This window comes from Clostridium cavendishii DSM 21758, assembly GCF_900141845.1.
GTDB classification, from domain to species: Bacteria; Bacillota; Clostridia; order Clostridiales; family Clostridiaceae; genus Clostridium_AG; species Clostridium_AG cavendishii.
This window is the reverse complement of record NZ_FQZB01000011.1, coordinates 1-16478: the sequence shown is the minus strand read 5'-3', so window position 1 is coordinate 16478 and position 16478 is coordinate 1. Positions and strand designations below refer to the sequence as shown.

Sequence of the window (16478 nt, the reverse complement as noted above, 5' to 3'; positions counted from 1 at the left end):
TTTCACAATGTCTCTATTCATTAAATTCACCATCTTTAGACGTATATTTGCCTGTAATCTCTATCACATTATCATCTGGATCTGCAACTTGAAAGTAATAATATGGCATTACATTATTTACATACTTAACATTAGTCACCAAATCGCTTATTTTTAGATTTATTATTCTTTCTCGTTCTTTTTCTAAATCTTCAACCCAAAAATTTAATACAAACTTATTTGTGTTTTTTGCCTTTGCTATAGCAACCAGGTTATCAAATTTTTCAACATATTGACCTTTATGTATTGTTAATTCAGGGTTTTGATTATCAAAATAACCGTTCATTATAGATATATTATGTCCCTCAAATTGAAATTGAGCAAAGCGATCCATATTTCTTGAAGTTACTTTCATCTCCAATAACTCTTCATAAAAATTTATGGACTTATTAAAATCTTTAACTATTAAATAAATTGAACCTAAATGCATTTAATACCTCCATCAAATATTTTTAAATTTAATCTAAATATTGTGTGCTTCGTTTCCACCATTTATTTTTTTAGACATAAGTAAATCATTTTCTGATTCTATTGCTTCTTTCTTAACACGTTCATCATCGTAATCTTTATATAATCTAATCACATTTATATATTTCCAATTGAATGTACTACCTAATGCAGCTATGGCATTTGCTAAATCTTCATTATTTAATAAATTTAGGTTTTCTGCTAAATAGTCTAAATCAGAGTCTGAATACATAATTAATAAATCAAGAATATCCTCTCGGACATCAGCATTTTTTTCTTTGAATAAATGGTGTTCTAAAACAGATATAATTTCTCTCTTATTTGGAATAATATAACCAAACCATGGGTCTAAATACTTATCTAGATAAAAAAGTATGCTAAATAATAAACTTAGAATTTATTCAATACATATAAATAATACTGTTGAATAAATTGGAATTTATATAAACAAACTAGCTTATTTAAGCATAACCCAAAATTCAACTTCTTCAGTTTCTGATATTCTTACAAAAGAATTAATTTTTTCAAAACCTGCACTCTTATAAACTTTTATTGCTCGTTGATTAAAGGCTGCAACTGTCAAACGGATTCTTTTTACTGATAATTTATTATTAGCAAAGTTTAAGCCATTACTTAAAAATTCTAATCCTATTCCTTGACCACACAAATTTGGTTTTATTCCTAATCCAATATCAATAATATCTTTGCAATTATAAACTCCAAATTTATTTTCTACTGGAACTTGAGCTGATTCACCAAAACAATAGTAACCTATAATATTATTTTCTTCATCAGAAACTAAAAAATATGTTCCATTAAGAAGTTCAGATATGCAGTTCTCACTTCCGTCCATACTATATATTGAATAGGGCTCTTTATAAATCCATTTTGAAATTTGCTTTGCGCCATCATAATTCATAGGCTCTATGTTCATTTTCATATTAATTTCTCCATATAATTCATATAAGCTAATATAAGCGATAAATTGGAATTTGACGAACAGAGATTATGCTTGTGCCCATGGATTGAATTACAGCCAGATAGCAAAATCTTTGTACTCAAAAGTCCCGCTGCCGTGGTGCAGTTTGCCTTCTGTTTTCAGCTGCTGGAAAGCATCTCGAATTCTTAGGAGTATTTCCGGTTGTATATCCAGACTGTGATGCGCCGGAAATACCCTATTTACCGGAAGTGCAGTAATTCGCTCCATTGATTTCAAATAGGCTTTCGGGTCGGTGGAGGGATAATAGGCGAACAGGGTATCTTTGTAAACCAAGTCTCCAGTGAAAAGATAGCCACGCTCCTTTTCATAAAAGCACATATGCCCCGGTGAATGGCCAGGCGTATGCAGTACCTGCAAGATGCGACCACCGATATTAATCACGTCATTATCCTTCAGCACCCTTGTAGGCGTTTTTTGAAAGAATTCATAGTTATCCACGTCGTATCCTTCCGGCAAATCGCAACGATCTACAACCATTCCCCTGATTTGTTCCATGGTTAGCGGAAACTCTCCGCTGAGCCAATTCAATTCCTCAACATGGGCATAAAAATCGGGAAAGTATTTATGACCACCGATGTGATCCCAGTGAATATGGGTTGCCACGGCAGTTACTGGCTTGTTGGTCAGCTTTATCACTTCATCGTAAATGTTGCAGATGCCAAGACCGGTGTCAATTAACAGGCTGCGGTTTGCGCCGTTTAAAAGATAAGCGTGCGTTTCCTCCCAATGCCTGTATTCGCTGATAATATGTGTGTCCTTGTCTATATGGTCAATTGTGAACCAATCACTCATTCAACATACCCCTTTCTAACTTGTTTGTAGATATAAACAATCTGCCTTTCCAATTACTATTTATATTGCTTAAACTCAAATTGAAATGTGTATTAATATTTTATCTATAAATAAAATCTTTAATTTCATATGATATAGGAGCCTTATGGGCTAAATAATACTCTGCAATGGCATCGGATAAATAGTCATAAATATCATCATCTGTATATGCTAATTTAAGTATATCAACTTGATTATCACTAATTTCACCATTAGCATATTTACGAGCATAATTACCATTATCCTTTATATAATCTAAAATCATCTTTATTTTCATAATCTTTGTTTCATCAAACAAACCACAACTTACTAAATTTTCTTTGAGAAAATCGCAGAACCATTCGAAGTTGTCATCCCAATTTATATTTCCGTTATTAATGGCTTCATTGCTTAACTTTACTACCATTCTAAGCATTTCGCCTTGGAGGTTATTAGCCTGCCCTGATTTAGGCACCATGTTTCTCCATATGTATTTACATTCTTCAAGATGTATTTGTAAATAACCTCTTACCCCTATCTTCTCTACAACTTCATACTGTTTGCTCCAATCAATTTTATCATCATTGCTTTTAAAATCCTCTGATTTTTCAGTGCTTTTCATATATATCTTCTCCTCACAAAATAGCTATTTATATAACTAATTTTACTATTTTTCAATTAATTTTCTTTCATTTCTTAGTGCTTCAGCAATATTAGCGCCACCATTACGCTCACATAATTCTATTTCTTCGTCAATAAGTTTTAGCATCTTTTCTTTAGTTATTATATTATACTCATGTTCCAATTCAGCATCGCCCCAAAGTTCTGGATAAGTATAATCAAAATAATATTCATTTGTTGATGTTATACCATATATAACTACTTCAATTGGGCCAAAACAATAATAATTTATTATAGCTCTTTTACCATCATCGTCAGGAATCTTAGATGGCATGCAATGATAAAAATTTCCTATAAATATCCCCTTCATTGTACATCTCCAAATCATAATTCATTAATTTAAATACAAATTATTATTTATTTAATAGTTTTATAATAACATAATAGTGAATTTTATCCTATAGATTCCTGTTTTTTTAATCAATATAAGGGTGTAAATATCAACTTCAAAATGTAGAAAAATTCCAACATGGAAATGCATAAATTTTAAAGTTTCTAATGGTGATTAAGAGTTTCAAAATAATAAGTGAATATTTAAATATATATGTTTCGATATGATTTTTACATTCATACATATAGCCTGTCTATTATTTGTGGAGAATCATATTTATATTCTTTATAAATTTTTAAATTGAAACTTTAACTGGTGGTAAAAAAGAATAAAATAAACAAGTGACGATATTAATACATATTATCACTTGTTTATTTTACTTAATATAAATTAATCGCCATCTTCTCCACCAGGGCCATCTCGTCTTGGACGTGAGGATTCAGGAAGAGGTTCAACATTTTTATATTTATTAGGGGTAGAAATTCCGCTATCATGTATAGCATTAAAAGAATTATCTTGTTGCTTAGAGTTTAAGCAATTATTTTTTTGAGTGAAATTGGAATGGTTATTTTGATTAGTCATTTTATAATCACCACCTTCTAAATTATTTTGTGCAGATAATAAGTTTTTATGTTGGAAATTTTTTCGATTATTAACATTGAAATAAAAGTATTAAATAAATATTTCAAGTGCTTCATTCAGTAATATAACTATAAAATCTTTTATTAAGGCACAGAAAAAATTTTAACATTTCTTATCTTCTTCTAATAGGAATATAAATACCATCAAGTAGGGAGCCATCTTTTGAAATTAGAATTTTTTTTGCTGATATCCCAAGTTCTAATGCTCGAATCGTGAAAATCTCTATCCTTAATATTGCTCACAATTTTATATTTTAGCTTTTAAACACTTTCATATTAACATTTTTAGGTACATAATAATAAATAAGGAAAATATTATGGTTTTATGAAAAATTTTAAGAAATGAGATTATTCTTAAATGGATAAAACAAAATTTAGGATATATATTTTTTAAACAAAGTCAATGAGAATAAAAAAATATATAATTGATAATTAAGTTAATTAATAATATTAATTTGGAGGAGAAATATGTTAAAATTAAAATCTTATGATTTAAAAAATATTAAAGATTGTGATTTAAAGTTTGCTGTAATTGCAACACAATACAAGGGTAAGTGGTTATTTGTAAGAAATAAGGAAAGAGAAACATGGGAAATGCCTGGTGGACATAGAGAAAGTTTTGAGGATATTAATACTACTGCTTCAAGAGAATTGTGGGAAGAAACTGGTGCTAAAGAATATGAGTTATATCCTATATGTATTTATTCAATTGATGATAATGGAATAGAGTCTTTAGGAAAACTTTTTTATGCTAATGTAAGTAGGTTAAGCGAATTACCAGATTTTGAGACATGTGAGATTAAATTATTTGATAGTATACCTTTAAATCCAACATACCCATTAATTCAAAATTTTTTAATTGATAAAACAATTGAGTTTCTAAAAAGTAGAAAAGATATTAAAGGCTAGCTAAAGTCAATGGGAGTGTATCAAAATAACTTGAATAATGAATTAATTACTAAGTTTAACTTTAAATTTATAGTTAATGTTATAAGTATCAAGAGTGGTATTAAACATTTTGAGTTTCAATTTTAAGTAATGTTATATTCTTAGTGATTATGAAAGTTAATTTATTTTAAATATATCTATTCATTTGAGAAATATATTAGAATGTAAAAATTTTAATAACAAAACTAATAATTTGCTATATTATGGTATAATATGGACATGCTGTTCTATTGGAGTGTGAAAAATGAATAGAAAAATTGGTGTTAAAATAAGTGAGGGTGCTTGCGCGGAAGTTTTTGAATGGGAAGGTAATGAAAAAGTAATTAAATTAGCCAAAGCTAATACTAATTACAATGCAATGGAAATAGAATACTCAAATACTAAAATTGTATGGGATAATGGGTTGCCTGTACCTGAACCTTTTGAAGTATTAGAATTTGATGGTCGTTGGGGAATTGTATTTGAACGTGTATATGGTGAAACATTGATGGAAATCTTCATGAAACAATTTTTAATCCATTCTTCCGTTGAAAAGAGTATACAAAAAATTAATTATGAAGATACCACTAAAATGACAGCTAAAGTTTTAAGTGAAATACATAGTAAATCAATTATAAATATGTCATCTCAAAGAGAGTCTATTATTAATTCTATAAATAGAGGAAATCACTTAACAAGCTCAGAAAAAGATTTAATTCTCAATATTTCAAATAATATACCTGTTAAGAAGCAGTTGTGTCATGGAGACCCTAATCCCAATAATATATTAGTTAGAGATAATAAAACTTTAGTAATTGATTGGGCAAATGCTTCTAGTGGTAATCCAGAAGCAGATTTAGCGGAATATATTGTTATGATGAGATTTGGAATTGTACCTGCGAACATACCTAATGAAATAGTATCCTATTTTGATTCAATTAGAGAAAAAATAATTAAAGTGTTTCTAGATGAATATTTAAAACATTCAAATATATCTCTTAAAGAAATGGAAGATTGGATTTTAATTATAGCTACTCGTAAATTATCTGTAGATGGAATAGATGAAGTGGAGAAGGAACTTCTTACTACTGAAATTAGACGAAGGCTCAAAAATATACATAGTTTATAGTTAAATATTTAATTTACATTTTAAATGCAACAAAAAAGGTGCATAAATCCTAAACCTTAATATTAGAGTCTTTATGCACCTTTATATTAGCCTTTACAACATTCGCAATCCTTTAAATTTCCAAAGAATTCACTTTCCAAAATTCCTTGTCTATATGCCTTACTAAAATGACCATCTTCTGATTTTATTGGTGTTAAAACCTCAAAAATATTATGTTCATATAAATAATTCATTTGTTTCTCGTATTCCTCTTGTGTGATAGTACCTTTTTTAACCTTTTCTAATAATTCCTTTGCAAGACTTCCTTTTTTAACTCTTTCTTTTTTTGCACGTTCATTAAATTTAGTCATTTTATCTTTAGTAACACATGGTACACTTAAATCTCCAAGATCTTTGAAATATTTTTGAGTATCATTATTACACTTTACCGCTAATGTCATTGAAGAACTTACTTGAACTTTTATTCTACCACTATACTTTATAGTCTTTTCAAAATGTATTACTTGCCTTTTTTCCAAAGATTCTTTACCATAGCCTCCATTAATATAAACTCTCCATGGCCATATATTAGGTTTTTGTCCTGGGGTTACCGTTTCACTTGGTTTTGGATTAGGCTCAAACTTAAATAAGCCTTCGCTTGATTTTACTTCGTTATTTAATGCCTCAAACATTTCTTTACCCATATCAAAAATTTGTCTGCCATATTTTTCATTATCTAAAGAACCTTCTTTGAATTCTAACTTTATAATTTGGTTTTTATGTAAACTTTCAATTATAGAATTATATTTAACTAATGGAATTTCAAAATAACCTATAGAAATACTAAGATCAAATTGTTCCCTGACATAAGACCAAACTTGATTTAAATCTGCTGTAACTTTTACCTCCCAAGGATCTCCTACAAATTCTGCATCACCAAATATATTTATTCCAAAATCGGAATTTGAAACAACCCCAGCTTCAGTTGTTTGAGCTCCTACATAATTTGCAAAAAGGCTGTTTCCAGTACCTAAAAGATAATTAAAAGTAGACCCGAAATTAACGACTTCAGGGAATTTTTTATCAGACTGAGGCCCAAATTTTAAAGTATTTTCACCATATACCATTTGTACATTACAATTTTCTAAGTGTAATGGTATTAATTGTGGTTCTTTAATTTTATAACTATCCTGAATAGCACTTTTTATTTTTTTACGTTGATTATTAGAAATATCAAAAGTTGCTCTTCCAGATAGTGTGGCTCCAGAAAGGCTTATAAATTCTCCAGTGTCATCTTGAACATAATAGGGATCTCCTAACCCCCAGTAAGTGACACTAAACTCTTTTAATGTATCTCCTTCTACAAATTCTATATTTGCAGGTAGATAATGAAATTGATTTGAATCTTTGTCATCTTGATAAGCAATTACTCCCGCTGATGATACTCCTCCACTTATTTTTGCTGCCATTTATACACATCTCCTTTTTAACTATTATCAGATTAGCTTTATAAAAGAATTATTATTTTATAACATAATTTTAATCTTGTAGCTAATCAATTAACTGCCTTTTTATTTTAGGCTTAAATATAAAATTTATTCACCTTATTTGTACTTAAAATTATCCAATCTATCTAATAAATCTTATAATTAAATATTTTTATATAAAGTTATATTTTCTATAATCTCCAAAATATCTGTATATGTAAATACATATAAAATACTCTAAGTATTTCATTGTATAATTAGAATTATTTTTATAAAAATAAATATGTATTGAATTTTTTATAAACATTCTAAATAATTATAAGTTTCATTATATTTTACTATTTATAAACTGAAAGGAATGATTTAAAAATATGAATTTAAAATTGAATGATATTAATCCTCTGGATCGTCATGAGCCTATGTTTATGGGGATAGGGTTTTGTGGAAAAAGTCATACTCACGATCCTGGATCGATAGGCTGTTTCTTACGCACTGAAACTGGTAACGAAAGCTTTGGAATTCATCCAGGAAAATACATGTTAACGTGTGAACATGTATTTACTCATTCCAATCCAAATGAAGAAGTTTACCAACCACATCCTAATGTTAAAGAAAGTTTATGCGGTATATATACAAAAGGATTTAATCAAAGTGGACAGAGAAGTACAGATTGTGGCATTGTTCATTTAGTTTTTGATAGAAGGTATGAAAATAGTGTTTTAAAAGGACATAATGAGCCTACTAAGGTAAATATATCTTCAATAGGTACACCTAAAGTTGGCGACATTGTCTATAAATATGGTTGTAGTACTGAATTCACTACTGGAGTAATAGACTCTATTACCGCTTCAACAGATGGTTTTACTAATTTAATAGAAGTACATGGCGTTGGTAACCCTGACGGTAAACCTTGGATGTTTGGTGGTGATTCGGGTTCTGTATTAATACTTAAAGATACCAATCAAATCATTGGACTAAATTTTCGTATTCAGAAAGGTTACTTAAGCAATATAGGTTATGCTCTTCCAATACAAAGTCAATTGGATGCTTTCAATTGTAACTTTACGTTAATCTAGACTCAAATGAGCGATGTTAATTTTCAAAAAATTAACATCGTTACTTTTTTAGTTAAGCAAATCTACCAAAATCACTTTTTTGCCACTTTCAAGTAAATATCTTATATGATAATCCTCATATTTTTCATCACCACTTCTAAGCTCATTCCCTTATTAGCCTTACAGATTCTCCAATCATCTTAAAATGTAAGTCCCATAAAATTTAATATTTAATTCACTGCATATCTATCTGGTGGTATACCCCTATCTTCATTACTATTTTTAAAATTTATTTAATGAACAATATTTTTTCTTCACCAAACACTTATAAAGTGTTAATATTTTGTTATATGGCAAGTTTCTACTTATCAGAAAATGGTGTATGGTTAACTGATTATATAGATGTTAAATATATAATAGGTGAACTAAATTAGTAAATACGTTATTTGTTAATTAATAAAATTTATGAACAAATGAAAGTAGGTAAGCATCATGAAACTAAATATAAAGTATATATTAGCTTTTATTATTTTATTACTCACTGAAATATTTATAGCTCTTTTTGTCCACGATACAATTATTAGACCTTACATTGGAGATATTCTAGTAGTTATTTTAATATATACCTTAATAAAAGGATTTACAAAAAAGTCAATAAGACATTTGCCTATCTACCTATTCTTATTTGCTACAACAGTTGAAATAATGCAGTATTTTCATATTGTAAGAGTATTACATCTAGAAAAGCATAAAATAATTGCAACAATTATAGGTGATTCCTTTGATTTGCAGGATATTTTGTGTTATTTCATAGGAACTATGATTTTAATTATGTTTGAGAAAATGTCTAAGAACCCTTTAAAAACTAGTAAATAAAGGATAGATTACAAATAAACTTAAAAAGTTACTATAGTCATTAAATCCTAGTGACTATAGTAACTTTTTTATAATTAAATAAATTTATATTATATTTATATAAGATTATTTTTGCATATTAATACATAATTTTAATATTAATTCACATTTATAGGAGTATGGTAGTTTTTCTAGGAAGTTAGTTAAAAAGCTCAATAAAATAAATGAGTTGTAATAATTTATCAGTTATAACCAGTATTTTACTTTTGTATGATATAATTCATATATAAATAAATGATTGGTTAAATAGTAATTAATTTTGGAGGTGTTAATATCTATATTATAAATTAATTAGGTATTTTTATTTATTAAAAATAGGACAATAGGATTATACTTATCTTTCAATTAAATACATTAAAGCGAGGTGAACGTAAGTGAAGCATATTGTAAAATTTTCCTTGAAAAATACCTTTGTAATATTCTTACTTGTATTTGTTCTAATATCTGGTGGTATCTATTCAACTATGAATATGCAACAAGAATTCTACCCAAGTATGAATGTTCCCTATGTTTTTGTAACAGGAATTTATCCTGGAGCTACATCTAGAGAAATTTCAGAAAAAATTGAGAATCCACTGCAAAAAGCTATGTCTTCAGTAGAAGGAGTAAAGCAGATAAGAGCTACTTCAAATGAAAACTATGTGACTTTAACAGCAGAATTTCCTTATTCTTGCGATATAGAGAAGGTAAAAAAACAGGTAGAAGATGTTGTTAATAACGTTAAATTACCTGAAAAAGCTCTAAAACCAAAAATCTCTACCTTTAGCGTAGGTGGTGGAGAATTTGCAGAATATAGTTTAAAGACTACAAAATCAAAAGATGATTTAAAAAAATACATTGATGAAACCCTAAAACCAGAATTAAGTCGTATACAAGGAATAAGTGAAATAGCTGTTTCGGGTATAAGTAATAGCGATGTATATGTCACTTTAAACTTAGACAAACTTAAAGAAAAAGGGTTAACAATAGATAAGATTAAGCCGATGCTTGAAGCAAATAATCTTTCATACCCAACAGGTTCTTTAAATGTAGATAATAAAAATCTACCAATAAGAGTAGAAAAGAAAATTACTTCCATTGATGATATAAAATCTCTACCTATTATTATTCCACCTAACCAATCTAAGATGTTTGGAGATATTATTAAACAAGCAAGTGCTGGTATGAATTCTCTAGCTAACGGTCTTGGACAAGTAGCTCAGGGCACTGCAAGTATTGGAGAATTAACTGGTGGAAATACAGAATCAATAGCTACACTCGCTCAAATCCAAGCGGTAAAAATGCAACTTGATAGTGATTTAGCTATTTTAAATAAGTTCCAAGCTAATCCGAAAGATACAAGCTTAAAACCTGAACAAGTAGCTGCTGCTAGTAAAGATGCTGTGGCGTCTAAAGAAAAATTAGAAGCTCTTAGTACAAGTCTTTCAAATAATTTAAATAACCAAGCTAAGAAATTCTCAGAATTACAAGCTAAAGCTAGTGAAATGCAAAAATCACAAAGCAGTAAAGCTTCTAATTCTTCAGCAGTGTCTACAAACGGAACTGAACCTAAAATTGAAATAGCATTTTTAAGTGATATTGCAAATGTTGAGTTAAAGTCTGGTGAAAGTGATAGTTATGTTAGATCTGATGGTAAAGATGCCTTAATACTAGGTATTTCAAAGACACCTGCGGCAAATCAAGTTGAAATCTCTAAAAAAACTGAGGATCTATTAAAGAAACTTCACGATCAAGATAACTCTATATCTTTTCAAAAGATTTTTGATATGTCAACTTATGTTAAGAGTTCTATAAATAATATGCTTAAGGAAGGTGTAATTGGAACTATATTTGCAATTCTTGTTATAGCTATATTCTTAAAGGATATAAGAGCAACAGTTATAGCTGTAATTTCAATACCTTTATCAGTTTTAACAGCTTTAATTATACTTCCAAGATTAAATATATCTATAAATCTTATGTCCCTTTCTGGAATTGCTGTAGCAGTCGGGCGTATAGTTGATGATTCCATAGTTGTAATAGAAAATATATATAGGCGGGCTAGTTTAAAAGGAAAAGCAGACACTGAACTAATAGAAAGTGGAACATCAGAAGTTGCAAGGGCTATAACTTCCTCAACCATCACAACTATTGCAGTGTTCCTACCACTTTCATTTATAAGTGGTCAAATTGGAGCTTTCTTTAAAGCCTTTGCTTATACTGTAATAATTTGTTTAGTAGTATCTTTGTTAGTTGCATTAACTGTAGTTCCTGCTATGAGTAAGGTAATGCTTACTAGAAGAAAGCGTATAAAAGAGAATAATCACGATGGTAAGATAGCAAATACTTATAAACGTTTATTAGAAAAGTGCTTAAAGCATAGACTTATTACTATTTTTGTATCTATAGTACTTTTAGCCGTATCAATATTTACAGTAACTAAGGTTGGTCTTCAATACTTACCTAAGGAAACTCCTAATTCCTTATCTGGTAACTTAGCTATGCCAGCTGGAACTGATGCTAAAACAACTAATGAAGAAATTAAAAAATTTGAAAAAGATATGTTATCTAGAAATGATATAGAATCAGTAAGTGTTACTGTAGGTTCTATTGAAAACTCTAATGGAACTAAATCTGCTAGTAATTCTGCAGGTTTTGTAATTGTATTAAAGGATAATAGTGATAGAGATAAAGCTTCAACTGAAATAATGGATAAGGTAAGAGCTATGTCATCTGATGGTAAAAAATATTCTATAAATCCAATATCACTTCTTGGTGGAAATTCTATGAATGGTTTCTCTGTAAATATAAGAGGTAAATCAGAAGAAGATATTAATAAATCTGCAATGCTTGTTGTAGATAAACTTAAAACAATAGAAGAACTTAAAAATATTCAAAATAACTTGGAAAATAGTAAACCTGAAATATCAATTAAAGTAGATGCGAATAAAGCCGCTGAGAAAGGTTTATTAACTTATCAAGTTGCTACTTCTGTTCAAGAATTACTTAGCTATAATACTGTAACTACCTTTAAAAATAATGATAAAGATGTATCTGTATATCTTGGAATATCAAAAGATAATTTAAAATCTTTAGATAATGTAAAGAATATAGAAATAGCCTCACCTATGGGAGAAAATATAAAATTATCTGATATTGCAGATGTAAGTGTTATTAATGGACCTGTATCAATTAAACAATTAAATGGTGAATTGTATACTTCTATAACAGCAGATATTAATAGTGAAGATATTCAAAAAATTTCATCTAAAGCCTATAAAGAAATAGATAGTATAAAATCTAGCTTTCCTAAAGGAGTTGATTATCTTCAGGGTGGTGCTTCTGAAGAACTAAATACTAGTTTTAAAGAAATGATGGTAGCTATTTTAGTAGCTGTAGTTTTAGTATATATAATAATGGTTCTAGCTTTTGGAGAAGCTAAAGCACCGTTTGCTATATTATTCTCCTTGCCATTTGCGGCTGCTGGAGCATTTTTAGCTTTATTTATATCAAGAAACGCATTATCAATGGTTGGGCTTATAGGTTTACTTATGCTTATAGGTATAGTTGTAACTAATGCCATAGTTTTACTTGATAAAGTAGGGAATAATAGAAAAGAGGGTATGACAGTACATGAAGCATTAATTAATGCAGGAATGGTAAGATTAAGACCAATATTCATGACTGCTATAGCAACTATAATGGCTCTTATACCTCAAGCAGCTAATTTACTTGGTGAAAAAACTATGTATCAAAATATGGCTATTGTAGTTATAGGGGGACTTACTTTATCCACTTTATTAACCCTTATAATTGTTCCTGTAATATATAGCCTTATAGAAAGAGATAAAAGACTGCCTCAAGATAATGATGTAAATGAATTAATTGCACTAGGAAAAGAATAATATTTACTAATATATATTGTGTAGAATTTATAATAAATAATCTAATGCTATATAAAACAATATTTAGTGTTTAAGATTATATTAATTGTAGCTTTAATCTAGAAAATAGTTTAGATAAAATTTATAAAAATGTAACTAGGATTATTAATTCTAGTTACATTTTTTTAAATAAAATATAGGTTGTATAACCATGTATATACTTTTGCAAGACATTTTAAGGTGTTTTTAGAGACTACTAAAAAAATTATGTATCTCAGATAGGTAGCACTAAAATTATTTATAATTATAAGCGAGTAGTGAATTGTAGAAGTGGAGATTTGCCTAAGTAATACAATATTTATAGGTTATTATGTTTTTTTAATAGACTAGTCTATATATTAAAAAACTTTCACGAGGATTTTTATCGTATAAGTAAGGTAGCTTTATTTCGGTGAAAAGTACAAAGGGGGTATTGTCATTTAGAAAGTAAATATACTCCTCTGATGGATAGTATAATATAATATCTACTGTTCTTTTATATTCCTTTACAGAATTTAAAATGTTTTCTATAACTTTTATAAATATGTGTATAGAAAAAGGGTTAAAAAAGTAAAATTTATTATCTGATGGACTTATATTATATTCCTCTGCAAAGCAATCTAAAAAATTAATTTTATCATTTATTTTTTTATGTTTTTTTAAATAATTTCTTTTATTATCAATAGATTCCTTATAGAAAAATGTATTCATTTCTATACCTTTAACTGTGGAATCAAAAAAATGGTTTATATAAAAGTTAAACCGTCCCTTGCCACATCCAAAATCAATTATACTATCTTCAGCAGTAAAATTATATTGCTCACATAATATTTCTAATGCAGAGTAAGGGGTTGGTTCATATGTGCTATAGTGCAATGATTGATAGAATACTTTTTGTTCCTCTAAAGTTTTTATATTTAATAGTTTTTCATAATATTGTTCTCTCATTACAATTCCTCTCTAGTTTTGGATTTCGTATAAGTTAAAAAAATACTTTAATATAATTTTTTTCCTTTCTGATATTAGGACAATTTGAGATAGCATAGCTAAAACAAGTGTTAAAGTAAATTTTAAATGTATTATTTTTAATTAATATTTTTATGAAATTAAAAATTTTAATAGATTTTGGATAAACACCAAACTACGGATTTGGTGATTATCAAAGAGTAATTTCATTATATCCTTTGTATGAGTAATCTTCAATTTAAATTATCTTTTTTATTTGTAATAATACCTTAGATAAATAAATTTTTACAAGAAGGTGTTTTTTGTAGTAGGCGTTTATACTTTAAAATATACAATAAATTATAATAATAAAATATGAAAGAGTAGAAAAGCTGTATTTAATATTTTAGAAAAGGCATTAATCTTACGATAGTTTAATTAGTGTATTTATGTAATATAATTACTATGCAAGAAACTTGTAGAAATATGCGATTAATCTGTATATAATATAAATATAATAATTATGAATAAAATGAAATAATTGCTAATAAGAACTATTTATAATTAGAATATTGTATGAGTTATAAGGGGGATAATTATGCTAAGGAAAAAAATTATGAATTTAATTTTGGCTACATCAATAATTTCTTCAAATTTAAATTCTGTTGTACAAGCAGCAGTAATTATTAAAAATCAAGACAATCAAGACAATATTGATGCTAATAAGGTAAAGGCAAAGGAAAATTTTAAATTTGATAAATCAACTGGAACAATAACAAGATATACTGGAACTGAGCCGAATGTAGAGATACCAAGTAAAATTGATGGAGTTCCAGTAAAGATTATAGGTGAAATGGCATTTGCTAAGTCTAAGAATCTTAAAAAAGTAATACTTCCTGATACAATAGAAACCATAGGAAAGTATGCATTTCATAATTGTAGTAATTTAACTGGTATAGATAATTTAGGTAATGTAACTAAAATAGAGAGTGGTACATTTCTTAACTGTAGTAGCCTAAAAAGTATAGAGATTTCAAGTAATATAATGTACATAGACGAAACTGCATTTAATGGATGTGGTAATTTATTAAACATAAATGTTAATAAGAATAATCAAAACTATGAAAGTAAAGATGGAGTTTTATTTAATAAAGGAATAACAAAGTTAATAAGATATCCAGAAGGAAAAGCAAAAGAGAAATATTCAATACCTAATAGTGTAATAACTATAGAAGATGGAGCATTTTTCTCGTGTAATAATCTTGAAAATATTACAATTCCAGAAAGTGTACAAGCTATTGAGGAGAATGCATTTTATAATTGTATTGGATTAGAGAATATAATAATTCCAAGTAAAGTGAAAAGTTTGAAAAATAATACGTTTAATGGTTGTAGTAAGTTAAAATCGGTAGAATTAACAGGTGAATTAACAAGCATCGGATATGATGTATTTCATGGATGTGATAATTTAGAAGTTGTAAAAATACCAGGTACAATAACTATCACAGAAAACCATACATTTTATGGGGAAAGCAGACTTAAAAGCTTAGAATCTGATGAAGGAACAAGAGTGTTTATAGATCATAATGGAATAACGAAATGTGATAGTACTGAAATGCTTTTAAGAAGTAGTGGAATAGGTAGTCATGCTAAAATAGAGAAATCAGCTGAAGATTCATCTTCTAAAATTGATAAGAGTAATTCAACAACAGATAAAAAATCTAAAAATAAAGCTAGAATGTTAAATCCTACAATGGTTGGAATAAGTGATTTAACAGAATGGAAAACAGATAGTGATTTTAAAGATAACTGCGTTACAATAAAAGGTATAAAATTTAGGTTAACAGATGCTAATAATAAATGTGTAAGTGTGAATGATGTAGTAGGAGAAATAGATTCAAAACTTATATTGCCAAGTAAAATTGTATGCAATGATGAAGTGTATAACGTTACAGACATTAGAGGCTGGGCGATGCAAAATACAGATAATCTTACAAGTATAGTAATACCAGGTAGCATAAAAAGTATAGGAGTTGAAGCACTATCTCTTTGTGACAATCTAACAAGTATAGAAATTCAAGAAGGTGTAGAAAGTATTGGGTATGATGCATTTCGTGAATGTCCAAATTTAGTTAGTATTCAAATACCAAGCAGTGTAAAAAGTATAAG

General features: G+C 28.0%; 16 protein-coding genes. 7 read left to right on the top strand and 9 right to left on the bottom strand.

Features of this window, described 5'->3' with window-relative positions; all coding sequences use genetic code 11:
• Positions 1-13: 13 nt before the first annotated feature.
• The 7 genes from BUB01_RS12865 to BUB01_RS12835 all read right to left on the bottom strand — a co-directional run bounded on the left by BUB01_RS12865 (position 14) and on the right by BUB01_RS12835 (position 3911).
• Positions 14-469: a VOC family protein gene (locus tag BUB01_RS12865; protein ID WP_072988346.1), complete on the bottom strand. Its 456-nt coding sequence runs from the start codon at positions 467-469 to the stop codon at positions 14-16.
• 33 nt (positions 470-502) lie between these two features.
• Positions 503-739, bottom strand: coding sequence for a hypothetical protein (locus BUB01_RS12860; RefSeq protein ID WP_072988343.1), 237 nt, complete (start codon positions 737-739; stop codon positions 503-505).
• Between the two features lie 225 nt (positions 740-964).
• The gene (locus BUB01_RS12855) at positions 965-1447 is read right to left on the bottom strand and encodes a GNAT family N-acetyltransferase (protein ID WP_072988340.1); all 483 of its coding nucleotides are present in this window, start codon (positions 1445-1447) and stop codon (positions 965-967) included.
• 90 nt (positions 1448-1537) lie between these two features.
• On the bottom strand, positions 1538-2299 hold the full coding sequence (locus BUB01_RS12850; RefSeq protein ID WP_072988337.1) for an MBL fold metallo-hydrolase: 762 nt from the start codon (positions 2297-2299) through the stop codon (positions 1538-1540).
• A 100-nt stretch (positions 2300-2399) separates the two neighbouring features.
• Positions 2400-2939: a hypothetical protein gene (locus BUB01_RS12845; RefSeq protein ID WP_072988334.1), complete on the bottom strand. Its 540-nt coding sequence runs from the start codon at positions 2937-2939 to the stop codon at positions 2400-2402.
• Positions 2940-2984: 45 nt separating this feature from the next.
• Positions 2985-3308, bottom strand: a complete 324-nt coding sequence (locus tag BUB01_RS12840; RefSeq protein ID WP_072988330.1) for a hypothetical protein — start codon at positions 3306-3308, stop codon at positions 2985-2987.
• Between the two features lie 411 nt (positions 3309-3719).
• Positions 3720-3911, bottom strand: coding sequence for a hypothetical protein (locus BUB01_RS12835; protein WP_072988326.1), 192 nt, complete (start codon positions 3909-3911; stop codon positions 3720-3722).
• Positions 3912-4438: 527 nt separating this feature from the next.
• Between BUB01_RS12835 and BUB01_RS12830 the strand changes: the two genes are divergently transcribed.
• Together BUB01_RS12830 and BUB01_RS12825 are read left to right on the top strand one after the other, a co-directional pair.
• Entirely contained in the window at positions 4439-4879 is a 441-nt protein-coding gene (locus tag BUB01_RS12830) for an NUDIX hydrolase (protein WP_072988323.1), read from the top strand.
• 283 nt (positions 4880-5162) lie between these two features.
• Positions 5163-6026 (top strand): phosphotransferase, encoded by an 864-nt coding sequence (locus BUB01_RS12825; RefSeq protein ID WP_072988320.1) that lies wholly within the window; start codon positions 5163-5165, stop codon positions 6024-6026.
• An 86-nt stretch (positions 6027-6112) separates the two neighbouring features.
• On the opposite strand, the gene BUB01_RS12820 is transcribed toward BUB01_RS12825, so the two are convergent.
• On the bottom strand, positions 6113-7474 hold the full coding sequence (locus tag BUB01_RS12820) for a hypothetical protein (RefSeq protein WP_072988317.1): 1362 nt from the start codon (positions 7472-7474) through the stop codon (positions 6113-6115).
• 443 nt (positions 7475-7917) lie between these two features.
• Between BUB01_RS12820 and BUB01_RS12815 the strand changes: the two genes are divergently transcribed.
• The 4 genes from BUB01_RS12815 to BUB01_RS12805 all read left to right on the top strand — a co-directional run bounded on the left by BUB01_RS12815 (position 7918) and on the right by BUB01_RS12805 (position 13346).
• The gene (locus tag BUB01_RS12815; RefSeq protein WP_143152494.1) at positions 7918-8568 is read left to right on the top strand and encodes a hypothetical protein; all 651 of its coding nucleotides are present in this window, start codon (positions 7918-7920) and stop codon (positions 8566-8568) included.
• A gap of 275 nt (positions 8569-8843) precedes the next feature.
• Positions 8844-8981: a hypothetical protein gene (locus BUB01_RS23600; RefSeq protein ID WP_207649990.1), complete on the top strand. Its 138-nt coding sequence runs from the start codon at positions 8844-8846 to the stop codon at positions 8979-8981.
• Positions 8982-9039: 58 nt separating this feature from the next.
• Positions 9040-9423, top strand: a complete 384-nt coding sequence (locus BUB01_RS12810; protein ID WP_072988311.1) for a ribosomal maturation YjgA family protein — start codon at positions 9040-9042, stop codon at positions 9421-9423.
• Positions 9424-9836: 413 nt separating this feature from the next.
• Positions 9837-13346, top strand: coding sequence for an efflux RND transporter permease subunit (locus BUB01_RS12805; RefSeq protein WP_072988307.1), 3510 nt, complete (start codon positions 9837-9839; stop codon positions 13344-13346).
• Positions 13347-13703: 357 nt separating this feature from the next.
• On the opposite strand, the gene BUB01_RS12800 is transcribed toward BUB01_RS12805, so the two are convergent.
• On the bottom strand, positions 13704-14312 hold the full coding sequence (locus BUB01_RS12800; protein ID WP_072988304.1) for an SAM-dependent methyltransferase: 609 nt from the start codon (positions 14310-14312) through the stop codon (positions 13704-13706).
• Positions 14313-14907: 595 nt separating this feature from the next.
• Here BUB01_RS12800 and BUB01_RS12795 point away from each other — a divergent pair.
• The coding region (locus BUB01_RS12795; protein WP_143152493.1) for a leucine-rich repeat domain-containing protein at positions 14908-16478 on the top strand (1571 nt) is incomplete at its 3' end.

Bases quoted from the DNA above. Each gene is read 5' to 3' on its own strand.
- BUB01_RS12825 (WP_072988320.1), top strand. From the start codon at position 5,163: ATGAATAGAAAAATTGGTGTTAAAATAAGTGAGGGTGCTTGCGCGGAA.
- BUB01_RS12850 (WP_072988337.1), bottom strand. From the start codon at position 2,299: ATGAGTGATTGGTTCACAATTGACCATATAGACAAGGACACACATATT.
- BUB01_RS23600 (WP_207649990.1), top strand. From the start codon at position 8,844: ATGAACAATATTTTTTCTTCACCAAACACTTATAAAGTGTTAATATTT.
- BUB01_RS12800 (WP_072988304.1), bottom strand. From the start codon at position 14,312: ATGAGAGAACAATATTATGAAAAACTATTAAATATAAAAACTTTAGAG.
- BUB01_RS12855 (WP_072988340.1), bottom strand. From the start codon at position 1,447: ATGAAAATGAACATAGAGCCTATGAATTATGATGGCGCAAAGCAAATT.
- BUB01_RS12830 (WP_072988323.1), top strand. From the start codon at position 4,439: ATGTTAAAATTAAAATCTTATGATTTAAAAAATATTAAAGATTGTGAT.
- BUB01_RS12835 (WP_072988326.1), bottom strand. From the start codon at position 3,911: ATGACTAATCAAAATAACCATTCCAATTTCACTCAAAAAAATAATTGC.
- BUB01_RS12820 (WP_072988317.1), bottom strand. From the start codon at position 7,474: ATGGCAGCAAAAATAAGTGGAGGAGTATCATCAGCGGGAGTAATTGCT.
- BUB01_RS12840 (WP_072988330.1), bottom strand. From the start codon at position 3,308: ATGAAGGGGATATTTATAGGAAATTTTTATCATTGCATGCCATCTAAG.
- BUB01_RS12815 (WP_143152494.1), top strand. From the start codon at position 7,918: ATGGGGATAGGGTTTTGTGGAAAAAGTCATACTCACGATCCTGGATCG.
- BUB01_RS12865 (WP_072988346.1), bottom strand. From the start codon at position 469: ATGCATTTAGGTTCAATTTATTTAATAGTTAAAGATTTTAATAAGTCC.
- BUB01_RS12845 (WP_072988334.1), bottom strand. From the start codon at position 2,939: ATGAAAAGCACTGAAAAATCAGAGGATTTTAAAAGCAATGATGATAAA.
- BUB01_RS12810 (WP_072988311.1), top strand. From the start codon at position 9,040: ATGAAACTAAATATAAAGTATATATTAGCTTTTATTATTTTATTACTC.
- BUB01_RS12860 (WP_072988343.1), bottom strand. From the start codon at position 739: ATGTATTCAGACTCTGATTTAGACTATTTAGCAGAAAACCTAAATTTA.